The 20,359-nt window shown below is 34.5% G+C and carries 17 protein-coding genes; 13 read left to right on the forward strand and 4 right to left on the reverse strand.

Features of this window, described 5'->3' with window-relative positions; translation table 11 throughout:
• A complete protein-coding gene (locus tag O5639_RS00835) occupies window positions 1-1,206 on the reverse strand; it encodes a M16 family metallopeptidase (RefSeq protein ID WP_420063662.1) in 1,206 nt (401 codons plus the stop codon).
• A gap of 41 nt (window positions 1,207-1,247) precedes the next feature.
• A complete protein-coding gene (locus tag O5639_RS00840) occupies window positions 1,248-2,480 on the reverse strand; it encodes a M16 family metallopeptidase (protein WP_269624634.1) in 1,233 nt (410 codons plus the stop codon).
• 368 nt (window positions 2,481-2,848) lie between these two features.
• Between O5639_RS00840 and O5639_RS00845 the strand changes: the two genes are divergently transcribed.
• The 11 genes from O5639_RS00845 (at window position 2,849) to O5639_RS00895 (ending at window position 13,705) form a co-directional block, all read left to right on the forward strand.
• Complete coding sequence (locus O5639_RS00845) at window positions 2,849-3,574, forward strand: phycocyanobilin:ferredoxin oxidoreductase (protein ID WP_269624635.1); 726 nt, start codon at window positions 2,849-2,851, stop codon at window positions 3,572-3,574.
• Window positions 3,568-4,482, forward strand: a complete 915-nt coding sequence (locus O5639_RS00850) for an efflux RND transporter periplasmic adaptor subunit (protein ID WP_420063663.1) — start codon at window positions 3,568-3,570, stop codon at window positions 4,480-4,482. Before O5639_RS00845 ends, O5639_RS00850 begins: the two co-directional genes overlap by 7 nt.
• Window positions 4,482-5,657 carry an ABC transporter permease DevC gene (gene devC / locus O5639_RS00855; RefSeq protein ID WP_269624637.1) on the forward strand — a complete coding sequence of 392 codons (1,176 nt, stop codon included), beginning with the start codon at window positions 4,482-4,484 and terminating at the stop codon, window positions 5,655-5,657. Before O5639_RS00850 ends, devC begins: the two co-directional genes overlap by 1 nt.
• A gap of 35 nt (window positions 5,658-5,692) precedes the next feature.
• Window positions 5,693-6,385 (forward strand): DevA family ABC transporter ATP-binding protein, encoded by a 693-nt coding sequence (locus O5639_RS00860; RefSeq protein WP_269624638.1) that lies wholly within the window; start codon window positions 5,693-5,695, stop codon window positions 6,383-6,385.
• Window positions 6,386-6,421: 36 nt separating this feature from the next.
• Complete coding sequence (locus O5639_RS00865; RefSeq protein ID WP_011293689.1) at window positions 6,422-6,577, forward strand: hypothetical protein; 156 nt, start codon at window positions 6,422-6,424, stop codon at window positions 6,575-6,577.
• Window positions 6,578-6,666: 89 nt separating this feature from the next.
• The gene (locus O5639_RS00870; RefSeq protein WP_269624639.1) at window positions 6,667-7,599 is read left to right on the forward strand and encodes a glycosyltransferase family 2 protein; all 933 of its coding nucleotides are present in this window, start codon (window positions 6,667-6,669) and stop codon (window positions 7,597-7,599) included.
• Between the two features lie 137 nt (window positions 7,600-7,736).
• Window positions 7,737-8,429 (forward strand): 30S ribosomal protein S2, encoded by a 693-nt coding sequence (rpsB, locus tag O5639_RS00875; RefSeq protein ID WP_269625493.1) that lies wholly within the window; start codon window positions 7,737-7,739, stop codon window positions 8,427-8,429.
• Between the two features lie 58 nt (window positions 8,430-8,487).
• Window positions 8,488-9,144, forward strand: a complete 657-nt coding sequence (gene tsf, locus O5639_RS00880; protein ID WP_269624640.1) for a translation elongation factor Ts — start codon at window positions 8,488-8,490, stop codon at window positions 9,142-9,144.
• A gap of 2 nt (window positions 9,145-9,146) precedes the next feature.
• Window positions 9,147-10,346: an adenylate cyclase gene (locus O5639_RS00885; RefSeq protein WP_269624641.1), complete on the forward strand. Its 1,200-nt coding sequence runs from the start codon at window positions 9,147-9,149 to the stop codon at window positions 10,344-10,346.
• Window positions 10,319-12,847: an ATP-dependent DNA helicase RecG gene (gene recG / locus O5639_RS00890; protein ID WP_269624642.1), complete on the forward strand. Its 2,529-nt coding sequence runs from the start codon at window positions 10,319-10,321 to the stop codon at window positions 12,845-12,847. Before O5639_RS00885 ends, recG begins: the two co-directional genes overlap by 28 nt.
• A gap of 102 nt (window positions 12,848-12,949) precedes the next feature.
• The gene (locus tag O5639_RS00895) at window positions 12,950-13,705 is read left to right on the forward strand and encodes a M15 family metallopeptidase (RefSeq protein ID WP_269625494.1); all 756 of its coding nucleotides are present in this window, start codon (window positions 12,950-12,952) and stop codon (window positions 13,703-13,705) included.
• Here the strand turns inward: O5639_RS00895 and O5639_RS00900 are convergent.
• On the reverse strand, window positions 13,642-15,447 hold the full coding sequence (locus O5639_RS00900; RefSeq protein ID WP_269625495.1) for an NADPH-dependent assimilatory sulfite reductase hemoprotein subunit: 1,806 nt from the start codon (window positions 15,445-15,447) through the stop codon (window positions 13,642-13,644). The two genes, O5639_RS00895 and O5639_RS00900, sit on opposite strands and share 64 nt — an antisense overlap.
• Window positions 15,448-15,966: 519 nt before the next feature.
• Here O5639_RS00900 and glyS point away from each other — a divergent pair.
• Complete coding sequence (gene glyS, locus O5639_RS00905) at window positions 15,967-18,129, forward strand: glycine--tRNA ligase subunit beta (RefSeq protein ID WP_269624643.1); 2,163 nt, start codon at window positions 15,967-15,969, stop codon at window positions 18,127-18,129.
• Window positions 18,130-18,149: 20 nt separating this feature from the next.
• Here glyS and chlP read toward each other — a convergent pair whose 3' ends face one another.
• The gene (gene chlP / locus O5639_RS00910) at window positions 18,150-19,484 is read right to left on the reverse strand and encodes a geranylgeranyl reductase (protein ID WP_269624644.1); all 1,335 of its coding nucleotides are present in this window, start codon (window positions 19,482-19,484) and stop codon (window positions 18,150-18,152) included.
• A 137-nt stretch (window positions 19,485-19,621) separates the two neighbouring features.
• Between chlP and O5639_RS00915 the strand changes: the two genes are divergently transcribed.
• On the forward strand, window positions 19,622-20,332 hold the full coding sequence (locus O5639_RS00915; RefSeq protein ID WP_269624645.1) for a M15 family metallopeptidase: 711 nt from the start codon (window positions 19,622-19,624) through the stop codon (window positions 20,330-20,332).
• Window positions 20,333-20,359: the final 27 nt, after the last annotated feature.

Below are 20,359 nucleotides of genomic sequence, written 5' to 3' on the forward strand. Positions count from 1 at the left end.
TTAGGTTTCCCATTCTTTAATTATTTTCCGAATAACTTCTTTGTTACTGCAAACGCTTAATAATGGGTTCTTTAAATATTTATTAGCAGCATCCTTGATTTCTTTACTTGTTATACTTTCGATTCTTAGAAGAATTTCTTTATCGTGATCCTTTGTTAGACCAATTCCTAATAGATGAGCTTTATGCTCAGCTCTTTGACTAATACTCTGCAAGGAATGTGCCATTTGGCCACGAAATTTTATCTTTACAAGGTCCAATTCTTCAGGTGAGATTTCACTATTAATAAATTTTCCCCAACACTCTTTTAGTAGTTGAAGAGTAAGAATTGCTTTCTCTTCAGTTGTAGATGCGTGCATAATAAATGGTGTTTTATGCTCTCTGATAGGGTGATAAACTCCTGCTTCATAAACTACTCCATACTTTTCTCTGAGAATCTTAAATAATAAACTTGACATTCCATAACCTAAGTAACATGATAATAATCTAAGCAAAATATCAGATTTATTATCATATCTAACTGTTGATTTACCTAATAGCAGAATGACTTGTTTCGTATTTAATGATCTTGTAAAAATACTTGTTTTTGCTTCTGTTTCGAGTTCATTTTTATGTTTTTTAAGTGTTTTATTTTTAGCATTAAATTTTTTACTTATATCCTTAAATGCAATTGAATTTTCTATATAACTTTCTACATTAATTGGAAAACTTCCTGAAATTACTAAGTTCTTTTTTCTATAAATCAATGAGCCTGCAAATGGCAATATATCTTCTTTATTGATTTTATTTATGGCATCTATTGATCCCAGTGGATCATGTCCGTATGGTCCATCACCATATACCATCTTTCTCCATCCATCAAAAGCCAGTTGATATGTACTCTCTTTTTGTCTTTTAATGGATTTTATCGTTAGATCTTTTTCTAATTCAATTTGATCTATTTGAAGTAGAGGTTTTGTAATCATCCAACCAATTAAAGGAAGAAGTTTATAAGCATCACTTTCGATACATTTAAGACTTATTAGAAGACCATCTTCGAAAGTATCACAGTTCAAATTTGCTCCAGAACTTTCTACGATTTCGGCAATTTGTCTATTATTGTATGGCCCACAACCTCTAAGCATTGTTGAGCTTAAAAGTTGATGGATGCCTTTTTTATCTTTTGGATCATTTCTACTCCCTTCTTCTATCCATAGCTTTGCGGACATTATATTTTTGCTATTAAGTTTGTCTAGAACTATGTTCATATTTACTTCTCAGGTTCAGCAATTAATGTAAATGCATTTTCTGGATTAAATAATGGAAAAATCAATTTTTTTAAGCGTGAAGTCGTCCAATATGAAATTTCATCTATCGATTTAAATATTTCTTGGTGTCGCCCCCATAAAGCCTGATTCCCTAATGTTGAGGCGATTTGAGTACTTAACTCTAGACCAAAATAAATATTATTTATAACTAATTTTTTCGAACGCTCCAAATCTTTATTAGTAACTAAATCTCTAGCTAAATCTTTAAGAATCTTATTAATCTCAATTTCGGCAATGTTAAGATTTTCCTGTGAACAACTTACATCTAAAAGAATTAACCCACCCTCTTCAAGTATTTGTAAATCTATATCTATTGATTCAATAATACGTTTCTCTTCTCTTAATTCCTTAACAATAAGGCTACTTTTACCTTCGCATAACATTGTGGAAACTATTTCTGCTCCTAAAATTAAGAGCTGCTCTTTTGCAGGTGGAAGTTTCCAGGCTTTCAATATTCTTCCACCTTCAAGCCTTGGTACAGTTTCTTTTTTATAACCTTTATTAAAAGTAGTTCTATTACTCATATCTATCTCTTTTGAGATTGGGTTTAATTCCTTAAGTTTACTATTGTTAATTATTGAAAAAATTTCTTTGGGCAAGTCTCCTACTATACATAGTGTACAGTTCTTTCCTACATAATGATTTTTGTGGAATAGTTTCATTTGTTTAGGATTTATACTTTTTACAGTTTTTTCACTACCAAGTATTGGTTTTGAATATCTATGAGGTTTTAAACATTCCTTTAACAATTTCATATAAATAATTTCATCTGGTTGCTCAATATTTTGTGCGATTTCCTCTAAAACTACTTCTTTCTCAATTTCAAAGGCATCTTGTTCAATTTTAGGAAATAATAATAACTCTAATATCAATTTTAGTCCTTCTTCTATTTTTTCTGGGGGTACAAGAACGTGATAGTGAACATCGTCCAACCCAGTTGCAGCATTACTACTTCCACCAAGAGATTCAATTTTTAAATCGAATTCACCTTCTTTAAGGTTCTTACTACCTTTAAATATCATATGTTCTAAGAAATGCGCCATTCCTTCTTCATCTTTCATTTCATAAAGACTTCCTCCTTTGCACCAAAAGTCAATACAAGTCAAAGTTGATTGTTCTATATCAGCTACAACACATGTAGCACCATTAGGTAATGACCAATGATTTACTTTCATGCTCAATAGCTTAAAGCATATTAAATCTTTATGCTATATTATTTTATGCTAATAAGGTTAAGAACTTTAAAACAATTTTATTTTAAAGTTCTTAAATTATAAGAGATTAATTATATATATACTAATTTTATATCTATATTTTTTTAATATTCAAACTATCTTTATTTAATTTCTTTTTTATTAGTATCTTATTCTTTTTTTAATTTAACCTTTGCTCTCTTTGTGCTTATTCATTTGTCTTTAAATAAAAAAAAATTCTTATTATGTTCTTTTGCGCTGTAATAATCATATAATATTGTATAAGCATAGTTATAAATAAACAGTTCCTATGAATCTTAGTCAAACCCATTTAGCTTGAGTTCTTAATTTTGGAGTCAGTCTTTTGCACTCAAAGTAAATTGAATCCTCATTTGCTTGAGGCTTTCGAACTTTTCAAGAATAGAATTAATTCGTTGACTGATGTAGAACCTCTATACATTGACCCTAAGTTAAGCAGGATTTATAGCAACATTAATAAAGAGGAATTATTTATTATCAACGAGTTTTATCAAGCAAAAGGATTTAGGAAAATTCATTTGGAAGTTGCAAAGCTTGGCAAATCATTACAAATACTTCATTGTGTCTTTTTCCCTGACCCTTGCTATGAACTTCCCATATTTGGTGCTGACTTGGTAGTTAGTTCAAATAACATCTCCGCGGCCATTGTTGATTTGTCACCAGTTGGGAAACATTTGCCTGATGCCCTGATTTCTCAAATGAGATCGATAAAATTCCCTAAATTCAATGAAACTAGGAGGCTTCCTGAATGGGGCTTTATTTTTTCTCCGTATGTTTGCTTTATTCGTCCAGTTGATTTCCTCGAAGAAAAATTATTTTTAGAACTCATCGATCAGTATTTGTCACTACTATTCTCCTTATTAGTTAGTGTAAGCGAAGACGAAATTGATTCGTTGGATACAATGGAGAGACTTAATTATCAAAAACGATATTGTCTAAATCAAAAACGTAATGATAAAACCAGAGGGATTTTATCAAAATTTTTTGATTCTTCTTGGGCAGATGAATACATAAACAAAATCCTTTTTGAATGTTAGTTATGTTAAAAATTTCATCTTTAAAATTTTTATTTCCCATAGCTATCACACCTTTGTGCGTGATCTTAATTAGTGGATGTAATAATAAAAATTTAGAAGTAAATCAAACTCTCAAGGATATTGAAGTTGATAGAATTGAAGGTGTAGCAGCTTTGGGTCAATTAAATCCTCTTGGCGAAGTCAGGAAATTAGCAGCTCCAACTAGTGGAAAGGGTGGTACACCAAGATTATCTAAATTATTAATTCGAGAAGGTGAATCTATTATTAAAGACCAAATCTTAGCTGTTTTTGATAATCGTCCAAAACTTAAAGCTAATCTGAAATCTGCGGAAGCTAATTTAAATATATTAATGAGTGAAATCAGTATAAAAAAAAGGGAAATTAATAGGTATCAAACTCTTTTTGATAAAGGAGCAGTGGCTGAAATTGTTTTAGACAAGATGAAAGACGATTTGTTTATTTCTGAAACAAGGGTTTCAAAGCTTAAATCTTCTATCGATGCAATTAAAGTTGATTTAGAACAAACACAATTAAAAAGTCCAATTGATGGGATTGTTCTGCAAATCTTAGTTCGTGAAGGAGAGAGACCAAATTCGTCTGGTGTAATTAATGTTGGCGCTAACCAATCAATGGAAGCGCTTATTGAAGTGTATGAATCCGATATAGATAGAGTTCAAATGGGGCAAACTGTTGATTTAATTAGTGAAAATGGAGGATTTAATGGCTCTTTAAGTGGTCAAGTGAGTTTGATCAGCCCACAAGTCAGGCAAAGAAGAGTGCTTTCAACCGATCCAACTGGCGATGCTGATTCAAGGGTTGTTGAGGTTAGAGTCAAACTTGACAATTCCTCAGCTCAGAAGGTTTCTCACTTAACTGGAATGAAAGTTATTGCTCGTTTTCAGCCTTAGTGGAATTAAATAATTTTATAAAAAAAAGGAAAATACCTCTTGCTTGGCTTTTGCTGACAAGACAACCCTTAAGAATATTGGTGGCTATTGCAGGTATTGCATTCGCTGGAATATTGATGTTTATGCAATTAGGTTTCAGAGACGGTTTGTTTGACGCAAGTGTTACTGTTCATAAGTTATTTGATGCCGATTTGGTATTAATTAGTCCTCGCTCAAAAAGTTCAATAAGTATGAGTGGGTTTCCTCGAAGAAGATTAATTCAAGCAATGGCACATAAGGATGTGATTGGAACAACGGCAGTTAATTGGAATTTTCTGCTTTGGCGAAACCCTGAAAATTTATCAACAAGATCTATTCTTGCTTTAGGCTTTGAGCCAAGTAAGCCATTGTTGATTGATTCTGATTTTGAGATAAAGGCTAAAACTTTACAAAACAAAGGGAGGGTTTTATTTGATGATCTTTCCAGAGATGAATTTGGACCTATATCTTCATGGTTTAAATCAGGTCGTTTAGTTGAAACTGAAGTCGCAGGTAGAAGAGTTAGAGTTTCTGGAATAGTTAGTTTAGGTCCCTCCTTTGGCGCAGATGGGAATTTAATAACTAGCCGTGAGACATACCTAGAATTATCTCCGGGTAATCCAAAAGGAAGTATTGAAATTGGTTTAGTAAGGCTAGAGAAGGGATCTGATATTGAAAAAGTTGTTCGCTCTTTGAATATAAGTTTGCCTAGTGACGTTAAGGTAATGTCTTTAAAATCATTTATAGATTTTGAAAAGAATTATTGGAAAAGTAGTACATCGATTGGATTTATTTTTACATTGGGAGCTGCAATGGGATTTATTGTTGGTTGTGTAATTGTTTATCAAATTCTCTATAGTGATGTCAGTGATCATTTGCCTGAATATGCAACTTTAATGGCTATGGGATATAACTTAAGAAGCCTATTAGGAGTTGTAGCTAGAGAAGGATTCATTTTATCAATAATGGGATATATTCCTGCTTATGTGTCAGGACAAGCTTTGTATGCTTTGGTTAGAACATCAACTAAATTACCTGTTGCAATGAGTTTTAGTAGAGCTTCGACTATATTTTTCTTGATACTTTTTATGTGTATGGGATCAGCATTAGCAGCTATGAAAAAATTGGCAGATGCTGATCCTGCTGAGATATTTTGATGAATAAATCGGATGTTTTTAAATTATAAAAATTTATGAAAACTATAAACAATAATACTTTAAATATTGCTTCTTTGAATCATTGGTATGGGCATGGAGAAATGAGAAGGCATGTTCTACAGTCTGTTTCAATGGAAATTTCTCCTGGCGAGGTTGTTTTATTGACGGGACCATCCGGCTGTGGAAAAACTACTCTTTTAACTTTGATTGGAGCTCTTCGTAAAGTTCAAGAAGGTGACCTAAAAGTTTTTGGTAAACAACTTTTTGGAGCCAGCAGAAAAACCAGACAGAATCTGAGAAAGAATATTGGAATGATTTTCCAGGGGCATAATCTTTTGAGATGTCTTACAGCGGAACAAAATGTCCAAATGGGTGCGGACCTTTTAAATGGATTTTCATACAAGGCTAGAAGGGCTCAGTCTAGAGAATGGCTTAGAGCCGTTGGATTAGAAGATCACTTATCTAAGTTGCCGCATGATTTATCAGGTGGGCAAAAACAGCGAGTTGCCATTGCCAGAGCTCTTGCCGCTAGACCAAAATTACTATTAGCGGATGAACCAACATCTGCATTAGATAGTTCAACTGGTAGAGAAATTGTTGATTTGTTAAAAAAACTTGCTTTAAAACAATCTTGTTCTGTGTTGATGGTTACTCATGATCCGAGGATATTGGATGTGGCAGATCGTCTCTTGCGAATGGAAGATGGTCAAATATTGCCCTCTGTTTAGTAAATTAGTTAGATATAAAATTCGAAGGAACTTGGCATGTCCAAAAGACGAAATCTTAAGAAAGAGAAGCAAGAGAGAAACCGTGCTTATGCCAGAAAATTTAAGAAACGTAAGCTTCGTAATGATGGTAGAGGAGAAGGAGCGGGTAATGGTGTTACAGGAACCGCAAATAATGGTGGAGCAGCTGATTAATAAATCTATATTCAGCTTGAAAAATATTTTTTTTAATCCTTTTATTTAAAGTGTTTGAAGGAAAAAATGATTTTATTTTTTAATTTAGGATGTTAATTAGCGTTGTTATACCCACTTACAACAGACTTCCGATACTAAAAAAGTGTCTATATGCATTAGAAAATCAAATTATGAATTTTGAAATTCATAATTTTGAAATAGTAATAGTCGACGACGGATCAACAGATGGGACAGTTGATTGGCTAAGAAATAATATTGAAAATTATCCTCATTTAAGACTTTTTGAACAACCCCATGGCGGGCCCGCTTTAGGCAGAAATCTTGGAGTAGAAAAGTCAAAAGGTGACTTAATTGTTTTTATAGATAGTGATTTAGTTGTTGATAGATATTTTCTAAGGAACCATATTGATTCCTTGTTAAGAGCCTGGAAAAAACTTGGCAACAGAAAATGTTTTACCTATGGATCTGTCATAAATACTTCTAATTTTAATAATCCAAATTCTGAACCTTTTAAAATTCAAGACTTGTCATGGGCGTACTTCGCTACTGGTAATGTTGCTATTGATAAAAACGTTTTAGAAATATCAGGACTTTTTGACACCTCTTTTCGGCTATATGGTTGGGAAGATTTGGAATTAGGAGAAAGACTAAGAAATATGGGAGTTAAACTTATCAAATGTCCAAGAGCTATCGGATATCATTGGCATCCTGCTTTGGCTCTTGATCAAATACCTCAGTTGATTCGAATTGAAAAAGAGAGAGCAAAGATGGGATTAGTCTTTTATCGTAAGCACCCAAGTTTGAGAGTGAAATTTATAATTCAATACACTTGTTTTCATCGTTGCCTTTGGGAATTGCTAACTTTTGGCGGACTTATCAATACGAAGACACTAAGACCTTTTTTGGCTTTTCTAATTAAGAATGGTCAATCTGGTTTGGCTATGGAATTGTTAAGACTTCCTCTCAATTTGATTGGAGTGAGACAAATTTTCAGAGAAGCATCATCAATTGGACTCCGATGAGCCGCGGTTTGTTAGATTAGTAATGCAATATCAAAACGCACACCTGACTGTTTCGGGTGATAAATAAATAATGATTGTTTAATCATTATTTAAGTTATCCCTGTTGGGTGGTGGCGAACCCGGAACCCACAAAAAACATGGCTGTAGTTTCTCTCTCTGAGATGATGGAAGCTGGTGCTCACTTTGGGCATCAGACAAGAAGATGGAATCCCAAGATGTCCCGTTACATCTATTCTGCTCGTAATGGGGTTCATATTATTGATTTAGTTAAAACGGCTGTTTGTATGAACAGCGCCTATAAGTGGACAAGAGGAGCTGCAAGGAGCGGTAAAAGATTCCTTTTTGTAGGGACTAAAAAACAAGCTTCCGAAGTGGTTGCTCAAGAAGCTATTAGGTGCGGAGCCGCTTACGTCAATCAAAGATGGTTAGGAGGTATGCTTACAAATTGGACAACAATGAAAGCCAGAATTGATAGGCTAAAAGATCTTGAAAGAATGGAATCGAGTGGTGCTATTGCAATGCGCCCTAAAAAGGAAGGAGCCGTATTACGTAGAGAATTAGAACGATTGCAAAAATACCTAGGTGGCCTTAAAGGAATGAGACGACTTCCTGATGTCGTCGTTTTAGTTGATCAAAGGCGAGAAACAAACGCTGTTTTAGAGGCTAGAAAACTTGATATCCCATTGGTCTCAATGCTTGATACTAATTGTGATCCAGATCTTTGCGAGATTCCAATACCTTGTAATGATGATGCTGTGCGATCTGTTCAACTCGTTTTGGGGAGATTAGCAGATGCTATCAATGAAGGGAGGCATGGCCCTAATGAGTAGTTAGCAAATTTATCTATTAAATTCTTACTTACCTTTTTCTCACTACCCCAAAATAAAAATGTCGGAAATAACAGCTAAACTCGTTAAAGAACTGCGAGATAAGACATCAGCAGGAATGATGGATTGTAAAAAAGCCCTTATCGAAAATAAGGGAGATATGGATAAGTCTATTGAGTGGTTAAGACAAAAAGGCATTGCTAGCGCGGAAAAGAAATCAGGTAGAGTCGCCGCTGAAGGTGCTGTAGGTAGTTACATTCATACAGGTTCTCGTGTAGGTGTTCTTTTGGAATTGAATTGCGAGACTGATTTTGTTGCTAGGGGTGATTTATTCCAAGGCCTCTTGAGAGACTTATCCATGCAAGTTGCCGCTTGTCCAGGTGTTGAATATGTAAGTGTTGATCAAATTCCAGAATCAATTGCCAACAAGGAGAAAGAAATAGAAATGGGAAGAGATGACCTCTCTGGTAAGCCTGATCAAATAAAAGCTAAAATCGTTGAAGGAAGGATAGGAAAGAGATTGAAAGAAATGGCTCTATTAGAACAGCCATTTATAAAAGATAGTTCAATAAATGTTGAAGAGTTGGTAAAACAAGTTGCTGGAAAAATCGGAGAAAATATAAGAGTTCGTAGATTCACAAGATATATACTGGGAGAGGGTATTGAGGTTCAAGGAGCTGACTTTGCAGAAGAGGTTGCATCTATGACCTCAGGTTGATCTTGTCTAAAAAAAAGCATTTATTTGATTCTAATTTTGATCCTTTAGATCAAATAAGTTTACTTAAAGAAAAATGTAATAATATATCCCCTCTCTTATATAGGGTTAATTCTTTTTATCTTGAGGAATTAAGAAACTTCCTGCCTCAAACTATAAAAACCACATTATTTTCTCTTATTACTGATAGGCTAGGAGACGATTTTGGGTTTTCAACATTCAGCTCAAGAAAGAAATTTCAATTGAAAATTGATAAATTGGTTTCAGATAATATGTCACTAATAACAATTGAACATTTAAATGAATTGGCTAAGGAAATTGATGAAGAAAATATTCGTCATTTAAATAATGCTAAAGATCAAATGTCAAATGCACTAAATATGAAAAATGATTCTGAGAATTTAGAATCATTGACTGGAACTAATTCTATTAACATTAGTTCAATTCCACCATTAGAGAACTTATCAATTACTGAAGGATGGAATGGAGAGTTAAAATCTCCATATTCAATAGATTGTAAAGAACCTTATTTAAATACTCAAGTATCAGAAAGTGACTATTTAATTAATAATTCAAATAATGAATATTATTCATTAAAAGATGATACTAATAATTCAGATACTTTTAATTTGAGAAGTAAAGATATTGAAATTTTACAGTCAATATTTGCATTGACTGATGAATCTAATTTAAGTCAAATAGATTCAGAAATAGAAGATTCAGCTTATGAGCCTAACGCTACTGAAGATGTGAAAAATAATCGTTTTTTACCACAATCACCAATTGGATTATATGAGTGGATGATTTCTATAGATACAGCTTTGGTTCGAAGATTGCGCGACCTTTCACATTCTATTAATACTGAGCTTTTAAAATCTGGATTAGTTAATACACTTGTCCCAATTAATATTTTGGATGCCGCTTTGTCAGGGCAACTAATTTCTTCTAAATCTATATCCAATATTCTTACTTTTAAGTTGCCAATAAATAATTCATTAGCTTCTGGAGGATTAGACATAGATTGCTTGCTAATTACTCCTTCGGATATGGAATTTGATAATCCGAGACTTAGAAAAAATAGAACTAATATCAAACATTATCAAAATGTACTCTTAGGTATGATTAAACAACAACGTTACTGGCAAGCTCGCTCCATAGCAGAAGAGGTTAATAAAGAATGGTGGAAGGATACAACCAAAATATAAGCAGTACTGATTCAAAATCTATTCCTGATGGAAAATCGAGTGAACTAGTATCTTGGATTCGATCTTTACAACAAGCTTTAACAGTTGAAGTCGACCATGGATTTATTAATATTCAAGGAAGAAACAACAAATTTTCTTTTTTTATAAGTGGCTATTTATTAGGCTGCCCTTCCACAAGTATTAACCAAAGAGATTTTTCTAAATTAAAGAAATTAGCTTCAGATTATGAAAAATATTCATCTATGTCTACAAATGATAGACGAAGAATAATAGTTCAGACCAGACAGATTCTTCATAGCTTATATAAATATCAAGAAGGTGTGGAGAAAATAGAGTCAAAAAAATTAAGGATAAACTCATCAACCTATCAGAGAAGTTCATCAACAGATTCATTAAGTTTAGGAGGCTCTATTTCATCTATTAAAGGTGTTGGACCAAAACTAGCTGAAAGATTGTCTTCGTTAGGTCTTATCTTAATTCGTGATCTCATAAATTATTTTCCTCGTGATTATGTTGATTACACCTCATTGAAAACTATAGATAAAAGTCAAGCAGGTCAGAATGTCACTATCGTTGCAAAAGTTAGACGATGCAGTTCGTTTAAAAGTCCTAAAAACCCAAATCTTTCAATTCTTGAGTTGTTTATAAAAGATAATACAGGAGGTATGAAAATTACTAGATTTTTTGCAGGTCGTCGTAATAGTAGTATTGCATATGTAAAATCTCAACAAAGTTTGTACACAGTTGGTGCGACTGTGGCGGTAAGCGGGCTAGTTAAGGAAAGTAGATATGGCAAATCATTAAATGACCCTTTAATAGAAATTATAGATAGTCCTAATAGTTATTTGAAATCAAAATCTATTGGTCAGATATTTCCTGTTTATTCTCTAACTGAGGGAATTACTGCTGATAAATTCAGAGATCTAGTACAATCGATTCTTTATTTGACATCTGAAATAAAGGAGCCACTCCCTAACCCTACATTAAAAAGACTAGACCTACCTACGAAGAAAGAAGCTTTTTTTCATATTCATAATCCTGAAAATTCTGAGACTTTAACTAAAGCAAAAAGAAGAATTGTTTTCGAAGAGTTTTTATTGTTGCAGCTCAGTCTTCTATTAAGACGTGAACGTCATAAGAAATGTAATTCTCCTCAATTATGTATTGAGCTAAGTAAGAATAGCCTAGTTAGGAGATTTTTGAGAATTCTTCCTTTCACCCTCACAGATGCTCAAAAAAGGGTTTTGAAGGAAATTGAATCAGATATAGTCAAATCCGAACCAATGTCTCGGCTCTTACAAGGCGATGTTGGGAGTGGAAAAACCGTTATCGCTATTTCAGCCCTCCTCACTGCAGTTCAATCAGGATGGCAGGCTGCTTTAATGGCACCAACTGAGGTGCTTGCTTCACAACACTATCAAACATTAAGTAAATGGATTCCTCAACTTGAATTAAACGTTGATCTTTTAACAGGTTCTACCCCTAAGTCTCGGCGTAAAGAAATTCTTACTGATTTAGTAAATGGATCTACTAAAATTCTTGTAGGAACTCATGCATTATTTGAGGACCCAGTTGTCTTTGAACGACTTGGTCTTGTAGTTGTCGATGAGCAACATCGCTTTGGCGTTAAGCAGAGAAACAAACTTTTGAATAAAGGCTTGCAACCTCATTTGCTAACCATGACTGCTACACCCATTCCTAGGACATTGGCACTTACTCTCCATGGTGATCTCGATGTAAGTCAATTAGATGAACTTCCCCCTGGTCGAACTCCTATTAATACTCAGCTGATATCACCTAAAGATAAAAAGTACGCATATGATTTAATAAGGAGTGAAATCAATAAAGGACATCAAATTTATGTTGTTCTACCTTTAATTGAAGAATCCGAAAAACTTGAACTAAGCTCAGCTGTTGACGTACATCATCAATTGTCTACTGATGTTTTTTCAGATTTTACTGTTGAATTACTTCATGGAAAAATGAAAGGTGTAGAAAAGCAAGAGGTCATTCGTAATTTTCTTAACAAAAAGAGTGACATATTAGTTTCTACTACGGTTATAGAAGTAGGTGTTGATGTTCCAAATGCCAGTGTAATGTTAATAGAAGATTCTGATCGTTTTGGACTTGCTCAATTGCATCAATTAAGAGGCCGTGTTGGGAGGGGGGCATCGAAGTCATACTGCCTGTTAAGCCATCAAAATAAAAATAAGTTGTCTCGACAAAGATTGGAAGTTTTGGTTAATTCCAATGACGGATTTGAAATTTCTGAAATTGACTTGCGTTTTCGTGGACCAGGACAAGTCTTAGGTACTAAACAATCAGGGTTGCCTGATTTCGCCCTGGCATCATTAGCTGATGATGCTGAAGTACTTGAACTTGCGCGGAATGAGGCTCGAAATATTTTAGATTCTGATCCTTTTCTTAAAAATAATTCTATGCTTCGTTCGCTAATAAAAGAACAGTGGGAAAAGCTGAAAATTGGTAATAAATTAAATTAACTTTGTGAAAAGTTTTCACTATTGAACTCATTGCTTTTTTTGGTAAACTTAATCAAATAATTTTAAGCGATTAAAATTTAATACTTATATTTTCTACAAATGATAAAGATGAGACCTTGGAATAATATCAAAATAAATGAATGTAATGAGCCTTTAATTTCTATTCCAAAATCCATATCTCGTCTAACACCTCATCCTTATATGTCGTTAGGCGCTCCATATTTAAGTGGTGCAGATCCATGGGTTTTACGTAAAAGTGTTTTAAAAAGATTGATACGTGCGCAACAATACCTTTCCGAGATTAATCCCAAACTTCAGTTGGCTTTGTTTGATGCCTGGAGACCTATAGCTGTCCAAAAATTCATGTTTAATTACACTATTGAAGAAACTTGTATGTCAAAGGGGATTGATATTAATGATCTTTCTGTCAATGGAGGCGTCAATGATGTAATTGAGGAAGTTGGTCGTTTTTGGGCAAAACCATCTACTGATCCTCTTACGCCGCCTCCGCACAGTACAGGCGCTGCGATTGATTTGACACTTGCTGACATGACTTGTAAACCATTGGATCTAGGTGGTGAAATAGATTTTATTGGACCTGAATCTAGTCCTGACTTTTATAAGAAAGACTCTTTTGGAATGCCTAATTCAAAACTTCAGGTTTTTCAGGATAGAAGATATCTTTTGTTTTCAGTTATGGAACGTGCTGGATTTGTTCAACACCCAAACGAATGGTGGCATTTTAGCTATGGCGATCAGTTATGGTCTTGGTTAACTAAGAAAGGTAATGCTATTTATGGGTCTGCATTTGAGGTAAGTAAAGACATTACACATTCAGAGCCAAGTTTTATCACATGATCTCCAAGACTAGATGATGCTCCAGTATCTTTCCAGCTAAGGAATAAAGGCTCTAATGTCTTCTCTAATTCATTGATAGGCATCTTTTGTAGATATGGAGTCGCCAATCTTTGTAAATTAGTGCTACCACCAAGCCATAGTTGGTATTGATTTAGACCACTACCAACCAGAGCTAATTCTGCCATATATGGACGAGCACATCCGTTTGGACAACCTGTAACTCTTATCAAGATTGATTTGTTTATCTCTAGTTTTTTTAGTTGATTGTTTATTCGTTTCAAGAGCTTTGGTAAAAATCTTTCTGCTTCTGTCATCGCGAGTCCACACAACGGTAGAGCTGGACAAGCCATTGCATGTCTAGTTATTGGCTCAGGGCTTTCTGGATTATTGAAACCAATATTAATCAGAGCATTGTTTACACTGGCTTTTTGATAATTACCAATGTTACACAAAAGTAAATCTTGGTTGGGAGTTAAACGAACGTCCAATGCGAATTTTTCAACTATATTTCTCAACTCTTTCTTTATCTCTCCGGTAAGCCTACCTGATAATAGTGGTAGCCCAACAAACCATAGTTTTTCAGATTGTTGATGCCAGCCTAAATAATCTTCAAGTATTGCATCCCCTTCGTTCCTTAAGGGGCCAATCTCTTTCGTAAAATATTTCGTTGTTAACTGTTTCTTAAACCAATCGACACCCATGTCATGCAAAACATATTTAAGTCTTGAGTGTCTTCGAGTTTTTCTATCTCCATAATCTCTTTGAAGAGCGAGAATAGATTGAACAAGTTCTAATATATATTTTCCTTCTACAAAACCAATGGGATCTGCTAATCTCGCAAATGTCGTATCTAGGTTGTGTGTTCTACCCATTCCTCCTCCTACATAGACATTACATCCTTCTATTGCTCCTTTTGCATTTGCGAACGTCACTAGACCTATGTCATGAGTTAGAATATCAACAGAATTATCTCCTGGTACTGTAGTTGCACATTTGAATTTTCTTGGCAAGTAGGTTGCACCATATAAAGGTTCATTTTTGTCTCCACTAAATACTCCAGGATTGCGTTGAAGCTTTCTTATCTTTTTGACTTCAGAGGTTGGCTTGATAGCATATTTCATCTCGCCATCAACCCATAAATCAATATAGGTTCTCTCAGCTTTTTGGGGCGATAAAGCATCGGCAATATCATGAGCTAATTTTCTTGCAGCAGGATAAGACCCTTTTTCATAGGGGGCTGCTGGAGCCATAACATTCCTGTTGACATCTCCACAAGCAGCTAGTGTCGATCCCATTGACTTAACAATTGTTCCTATAACTTCTTTAATATTTCCTTTTTTTATTCCATGCATTTGGAAGCATTGACGAGTGGTCGCTCTAAGGGTTTTATTCCCTAGTCGATCAGATAGATCATCTAATGCAATAAATAGGGGCCCTGGGACCAAACCAGCTGGATTTCTTAGCCGCAGCATCATTTGCCAATCTTTACCTGTGCCACCTCTTTTTCGATGTTCCCTATCATCTTGTTGGTAACTACCATGGAATTTTAAAAGTTGTACGGCGTCGTTTGTAAAGTGATCACTGTCGTTTAATAATTCACTTTGCAGGGGTTCATTTAAGTAATTACTATCAGCTTTAAATTGTTCAAATTTCGCTCTAGGGGAATTATTCGCTATGCAAGGCGAAGGAACACTCTTTTCTATTTCTTCAACATTTGTACATCCATGTTCCTCGAAATTCATCAGAGCTTCGATAGCTGCATTGCTGAATCCAGCATCTTTTAAGTCTTTTTCTATGTTTTTTGGAGATTCTTTTGAATTATTATTTTTAATAGCCTCGAGTCTTATCCCCTTAGGTAAGGATTTGTTGATCTGTTTGGCCTCTTCTTCTCTGAGCTTTTCATCGAATTTTTGTTGAATAGATACTTCAGCTGAGCTCATGTTCTCTTCTGCTTCTTCTTTAGTGTTACCTATTTTTTTTACGACATCACATGTCCCAAAAGCATCTCTTAGTTTACCCCTTGGTACAGCAACCCTCAGGTAAAACCCCGATCTCCCTGGTATTTGTATAATCTTAGGCAATGGTACCTACAGCGGTACCTACACTGTATCATTTTTCTTGTTGGTTAGTGCCTAATTGTTCAAATTAGACTATGAGTGAACAAAGAGCAATTCATTGAAAATTAAATTTTTTCTAGGACACAGAATGTAGAAGTAATTCAAATTTAGTTCTAACCTTGTTGAAAGCATAAGGAATTTTTTTTGTCTACTTACCTTTTAGAAATCGGCACTGAGGAATTGCCTGCTGATTTGGCTGAATCAGTTATTTCCCAGCTTGAGTTAAATGTAAATAACGATTTGAATTCGGCTCAAATAAAATTTAGTGAAATAAGAGTTACAACTACACCTAGAAGAATTGCATTAACGATTGAAGGGATTGCTCCATTTTCTGAAGATAATATTTCAGAACGAAAAGGTCCTTCTGTTTCTCAAGCTTTTCATGATGGAAAACCTACAAAAGCAGCAATTGGCTTTGCTAAAAGATATGACATTTTACCTGAAAAATTAGAGGTTCGAGAAACGCAAAAGGGGGCATTCGTTTTCGCTAAATTAATTGAGAAAGGCAAGCCCGTTGGGAGTTTGTTGGCTGACTATTTACCTGGATGGATCAGCAAAATTCAAGGAAGAAGGTTTATGAGATGGGGGAAAGGTGATTTTCGCTTTTCGAGACCTATCCGTTGGATTGTTTCTTTGATTGATTCTGAAGTTTTACTTTTTAGATTTTTTGGGTGCGATCCAGAAATTCAAATTGGTAATATCTCAAGACCACATAGGTTGCATGGCTCAACATTAGAAATAAAGAATGCGAAAACTTATTTTGATCAATTAGAGGATGTCGGAGTAATAGTTGACAGGAATAAGCGCCTTTCAAATATCAATGATTTAGTTCTTAATCACGCAAGAACTAAAAACGTTAAGCCTGATCTGACTGCCTCCCTTTTGAATGAGCTAACCGATTTGGTTGAGTCTCCTTTACTTGTGACGGGGAGTTTTGATGAATCTTTCCTTGATTTACCCCCTGAGGTTTTGTCCACAGTAATGATGGTTCATCAAAGGTACATACCATTGTACAAAGTAAATGTTGAGTTTGATCCATTATCACTTGACTCAAGAAATATTCTACTTCCTGGCTTTTTGTGTATTAGTAATGGATTATCTTCAGCAAAAGAAAATATTATTGTAGGTAATGAAAAAGTTTTAAAGGCAAGGTTTTCTGATGCTTCATTTTTTATAAAGTCAGATTTATTAACCAATAGCTCTTTACGTATTCAACAATTAAAAGATGTAACTTTTGCTGAAGGATTAGGCTCTTTATATGAACGTGTAAATCGGATTAAATGGCTTGTTGAACTTGTGACTTCAAAACTTCAATTTGATCAAGGGGATATTGAAAAATGCTTGAAAGTTGCACATTTTTCTAAACATGACTTAGTTAGCAATATGGTTGATGAATTTCCAGAGTTGCAAGGAATTATTGGATCTAAATACTTACTTCATGAGGGTGAATCCAGAGAAGTATGCCTTGGCGTTTTGGAACATTACAAACCGAAGGGGACGGCAGACTCTCTCCCATCAAATAATCTTGGGAATGCGGTTTCATTAGCTGAACGCCTTGAATTGCTTTTTAGTATTTATGTTAAGGGCGAAAGACCTACCGGTTCATCTGATCCATATGCCTTGAGAAGAGCTGCGAATGGAATATTGATGATTTTATGGACTAAAGATTGGCAATTAAATATCAATGAAATACTAGATAATTCACTAGCTTATTGGCAGCAACTTTTCCCTTCTCTTCCTTTTAATATAATTAGTCTTTCGTGCGAGTTAAAGGAATTCTTTCGTCAAAGAATTATTAGTTTATTAGAAGAGAAAGAAGTGGATTTTGATATTATTCAGGCAATTGCAGGAGATACAATTTCTACATCGAAATTATTAGATGATCCAACAGACATAAATTTTCGTACTTCTTTATTAATGGATATGAGGAAAAATAATACACTTAATTCATTGCAAGCAGTAGTGACTCGAGCCTCTAAGTTGGCAACCAAAAGTTCTATCCCGGAAGATGTAATAGATCCTTCAGTTTTTGTAGACAAATCTCTATTTGAGAAGGATTGTGAAATCGAAATGTTTAATGTTTTGGAGAAATTAAAACCTCTAGCTATAAATGGTGATCGTGTTAAATATAAATTGTTGGCTGATGGTCTAGTCTCAAGCGCTGTAACTCTAGCTAACTTTTTTGATGGAGAAGGAAGTGTAATGGTTATGACGGATGATATTAATATAAGAAATAACAGACTAAGTTTACTGACAATTCTTAGAAATCAGTCCTTGAAGCTTGCCGATTTTAGCAAGCTTAGTTAATTAATTTAGTTAATTTGGTATTATTTTTTACTGGTTTTTATACCACCTTTAATTGAACTTACGGCTAACATTTTATTAACTTCTTTGTCATCTCTTACTGCACTTGGAACTGGCTTGTATGTGCTTGGTGCTAGTGCCTTCCCTCTTAAAACAGAACCAATTGTTAGAAGGGTAAGTTTTAATTGTTGAAGCGGCTTCATCGCAACCACAGTTTTATAGAGATAGCTATCAAATGTAAGTCTTTGTACATCCATGTCACCACACATCTCTACAAATGCTTCTCTTGCTCCATCACTGGTATAGAAAATTCTTTGGAGAATATCTAAAACTGTATATGTGGTTCCGTACTTTTTATCCCATTTTTTTAAATACTTTTTGAGATCATTCTCTGTGGGTATTATTTTCCCATTTTGACTTGATTCGACAATTTGCTCTGCACACATCCTTCCACTTTTGGCAGCAAAATAAATTCCTTCTCCTGAACTTTTGGTTACATAACCAGCGGCATCTCCAACCAGTGCCATTCTTCCAACAACTCTTCTTGGCCTGGGATGCTCAGGTATTGGATGGGCTTCTACTTTGATGACTTCTCCATTTACTAGTCTCTTCTTTGCTCTCTCTCTAACACCAATCTGGAGGCTTTTTATCAAACCACCATTTTGTTTCATTGTTCCTGTTCCCGCTGCGACATGGTCGTATTTGGGAAAGACCCAACCATAGAAATCAGGTGATACATCTGTTCCAACATACATTTCGGCTCTATCTTCGTAATACTTCATTTCCTCTTTTGGAAGTTTTATCCTTTCTTGAATTGCTACTGCATAGTTGTAATCACCAGCATCCATTGCTTTTGCAACTCTGCTAGTTGCACCATCTGCCCCAACAATTAAATCTACCTCAAGTTGCTTTCCTTTCTCTTCAGATTGGTCGTTAAGTATTTCGGTGTAATGAAGTTTATATGGACCTTGTTTGTTGGTACCAGTTTCTATTTTTGATACCAATCCATTTACTAATGTTGCGCCAAGTTCTGCGGCGCGATTTCTCATGAATGAATCCATAACTTCACGCCTCAACATTCCTATATATTCTTTGTCGCTTCCTGGATAAATATCATCCAAAATAATATCTACTTCTCTATTTGAAGGAGATATCATTTTCATGTTCCTGACTTTCCTATCAATAATTGATTCAGGAAGATCAAATTCAGAAACCATACACAATGGAATAGCTCCTCCGCATGGTTTTGCATTATCAAGCTTTCTTTCGAAAATCCAAGTTTTAATTCCTGCTTTAGCCAAAATTTCTGCAGCGCATGATCCACTTGGACCACCACCAATAACAGCAACTCTTAACATCTTTGGATGAAAAATTTAGTTCTCTATATATAAAACTTACATCCTTATCTCATAGAAAGTATAAAGATTGGAGATACTCGTTACTATCGAAACATCATTTTTGTGAATTCCAATTGTTTTGACCATAAGCAGACCGTATGAATTACCAAGATGACATCCCGCTGGCGAAAAGGATTAGATCCATCAAAACCCTTACTACCAAGGCTTTTTTGCGTTTGGGACTTCTATTTGTTGGGCTTGGTATATCGTTAACGTTTTTAGCTAATAAATCATTATTACGCCAAACAAAATCTTTAGATAATTCGATTAACTCCACTGAGGAAAATCAAAATAAAAGTTTGTTGGGCCATCTACCTTACCCTGAGGCTTCAAAAAATGAGTTAATTCTTTTCTCTCCAGGTATTTATGTTCATAAAGAAATTTATGAAAATTTTAAGGAAATGCAATTAATGGCGGCCCAAAGAGGGATTTCTTTACAACTATTAAGTGGTTATAGATCAATTGATTTGCAAAGAGATATTTTTTATGAAAATAAATCTAATAGAAATCAAACTGCAGTTGAGCGTTCTATGGTTTCAGCTCCTCCTGGCTATTCTGAACACAGCACAGGATATGCAATCGATGTTGGTGATGGGAATTATCCAGATACTCATTTTGAGGTTGAATTTGAACAAACGCCTGCTTTTAAATGGATGAAGAGGTTTGCCCCTAAATATCATTTCGTTCTTTCTTTTCCACGAAATAACAAACAAGGAGTAACTTATGAACCTTGGCATTGGAGATTCGAAGGAACTGTTAATGCTTTGAGGAAATTTGAACCTGCAAATAAAATTACAAAATTCAAATAATTTTGACTTAGTTTTTTTTACTTGCAA

The sequence above is a fragment of the Prochlorococcus marinus str. MIT 1214 genome (assembly GCF_027359355.1).
In the GTDB taxonomy this organism is placed as follows: domain Bacteria; phylum Cyanobacteriota; class Cyanobacteriia; order PCC-6307; family Cyanobiaceae; genus Prochlorococcus_B; species Prochlorococcus_B marinus_F.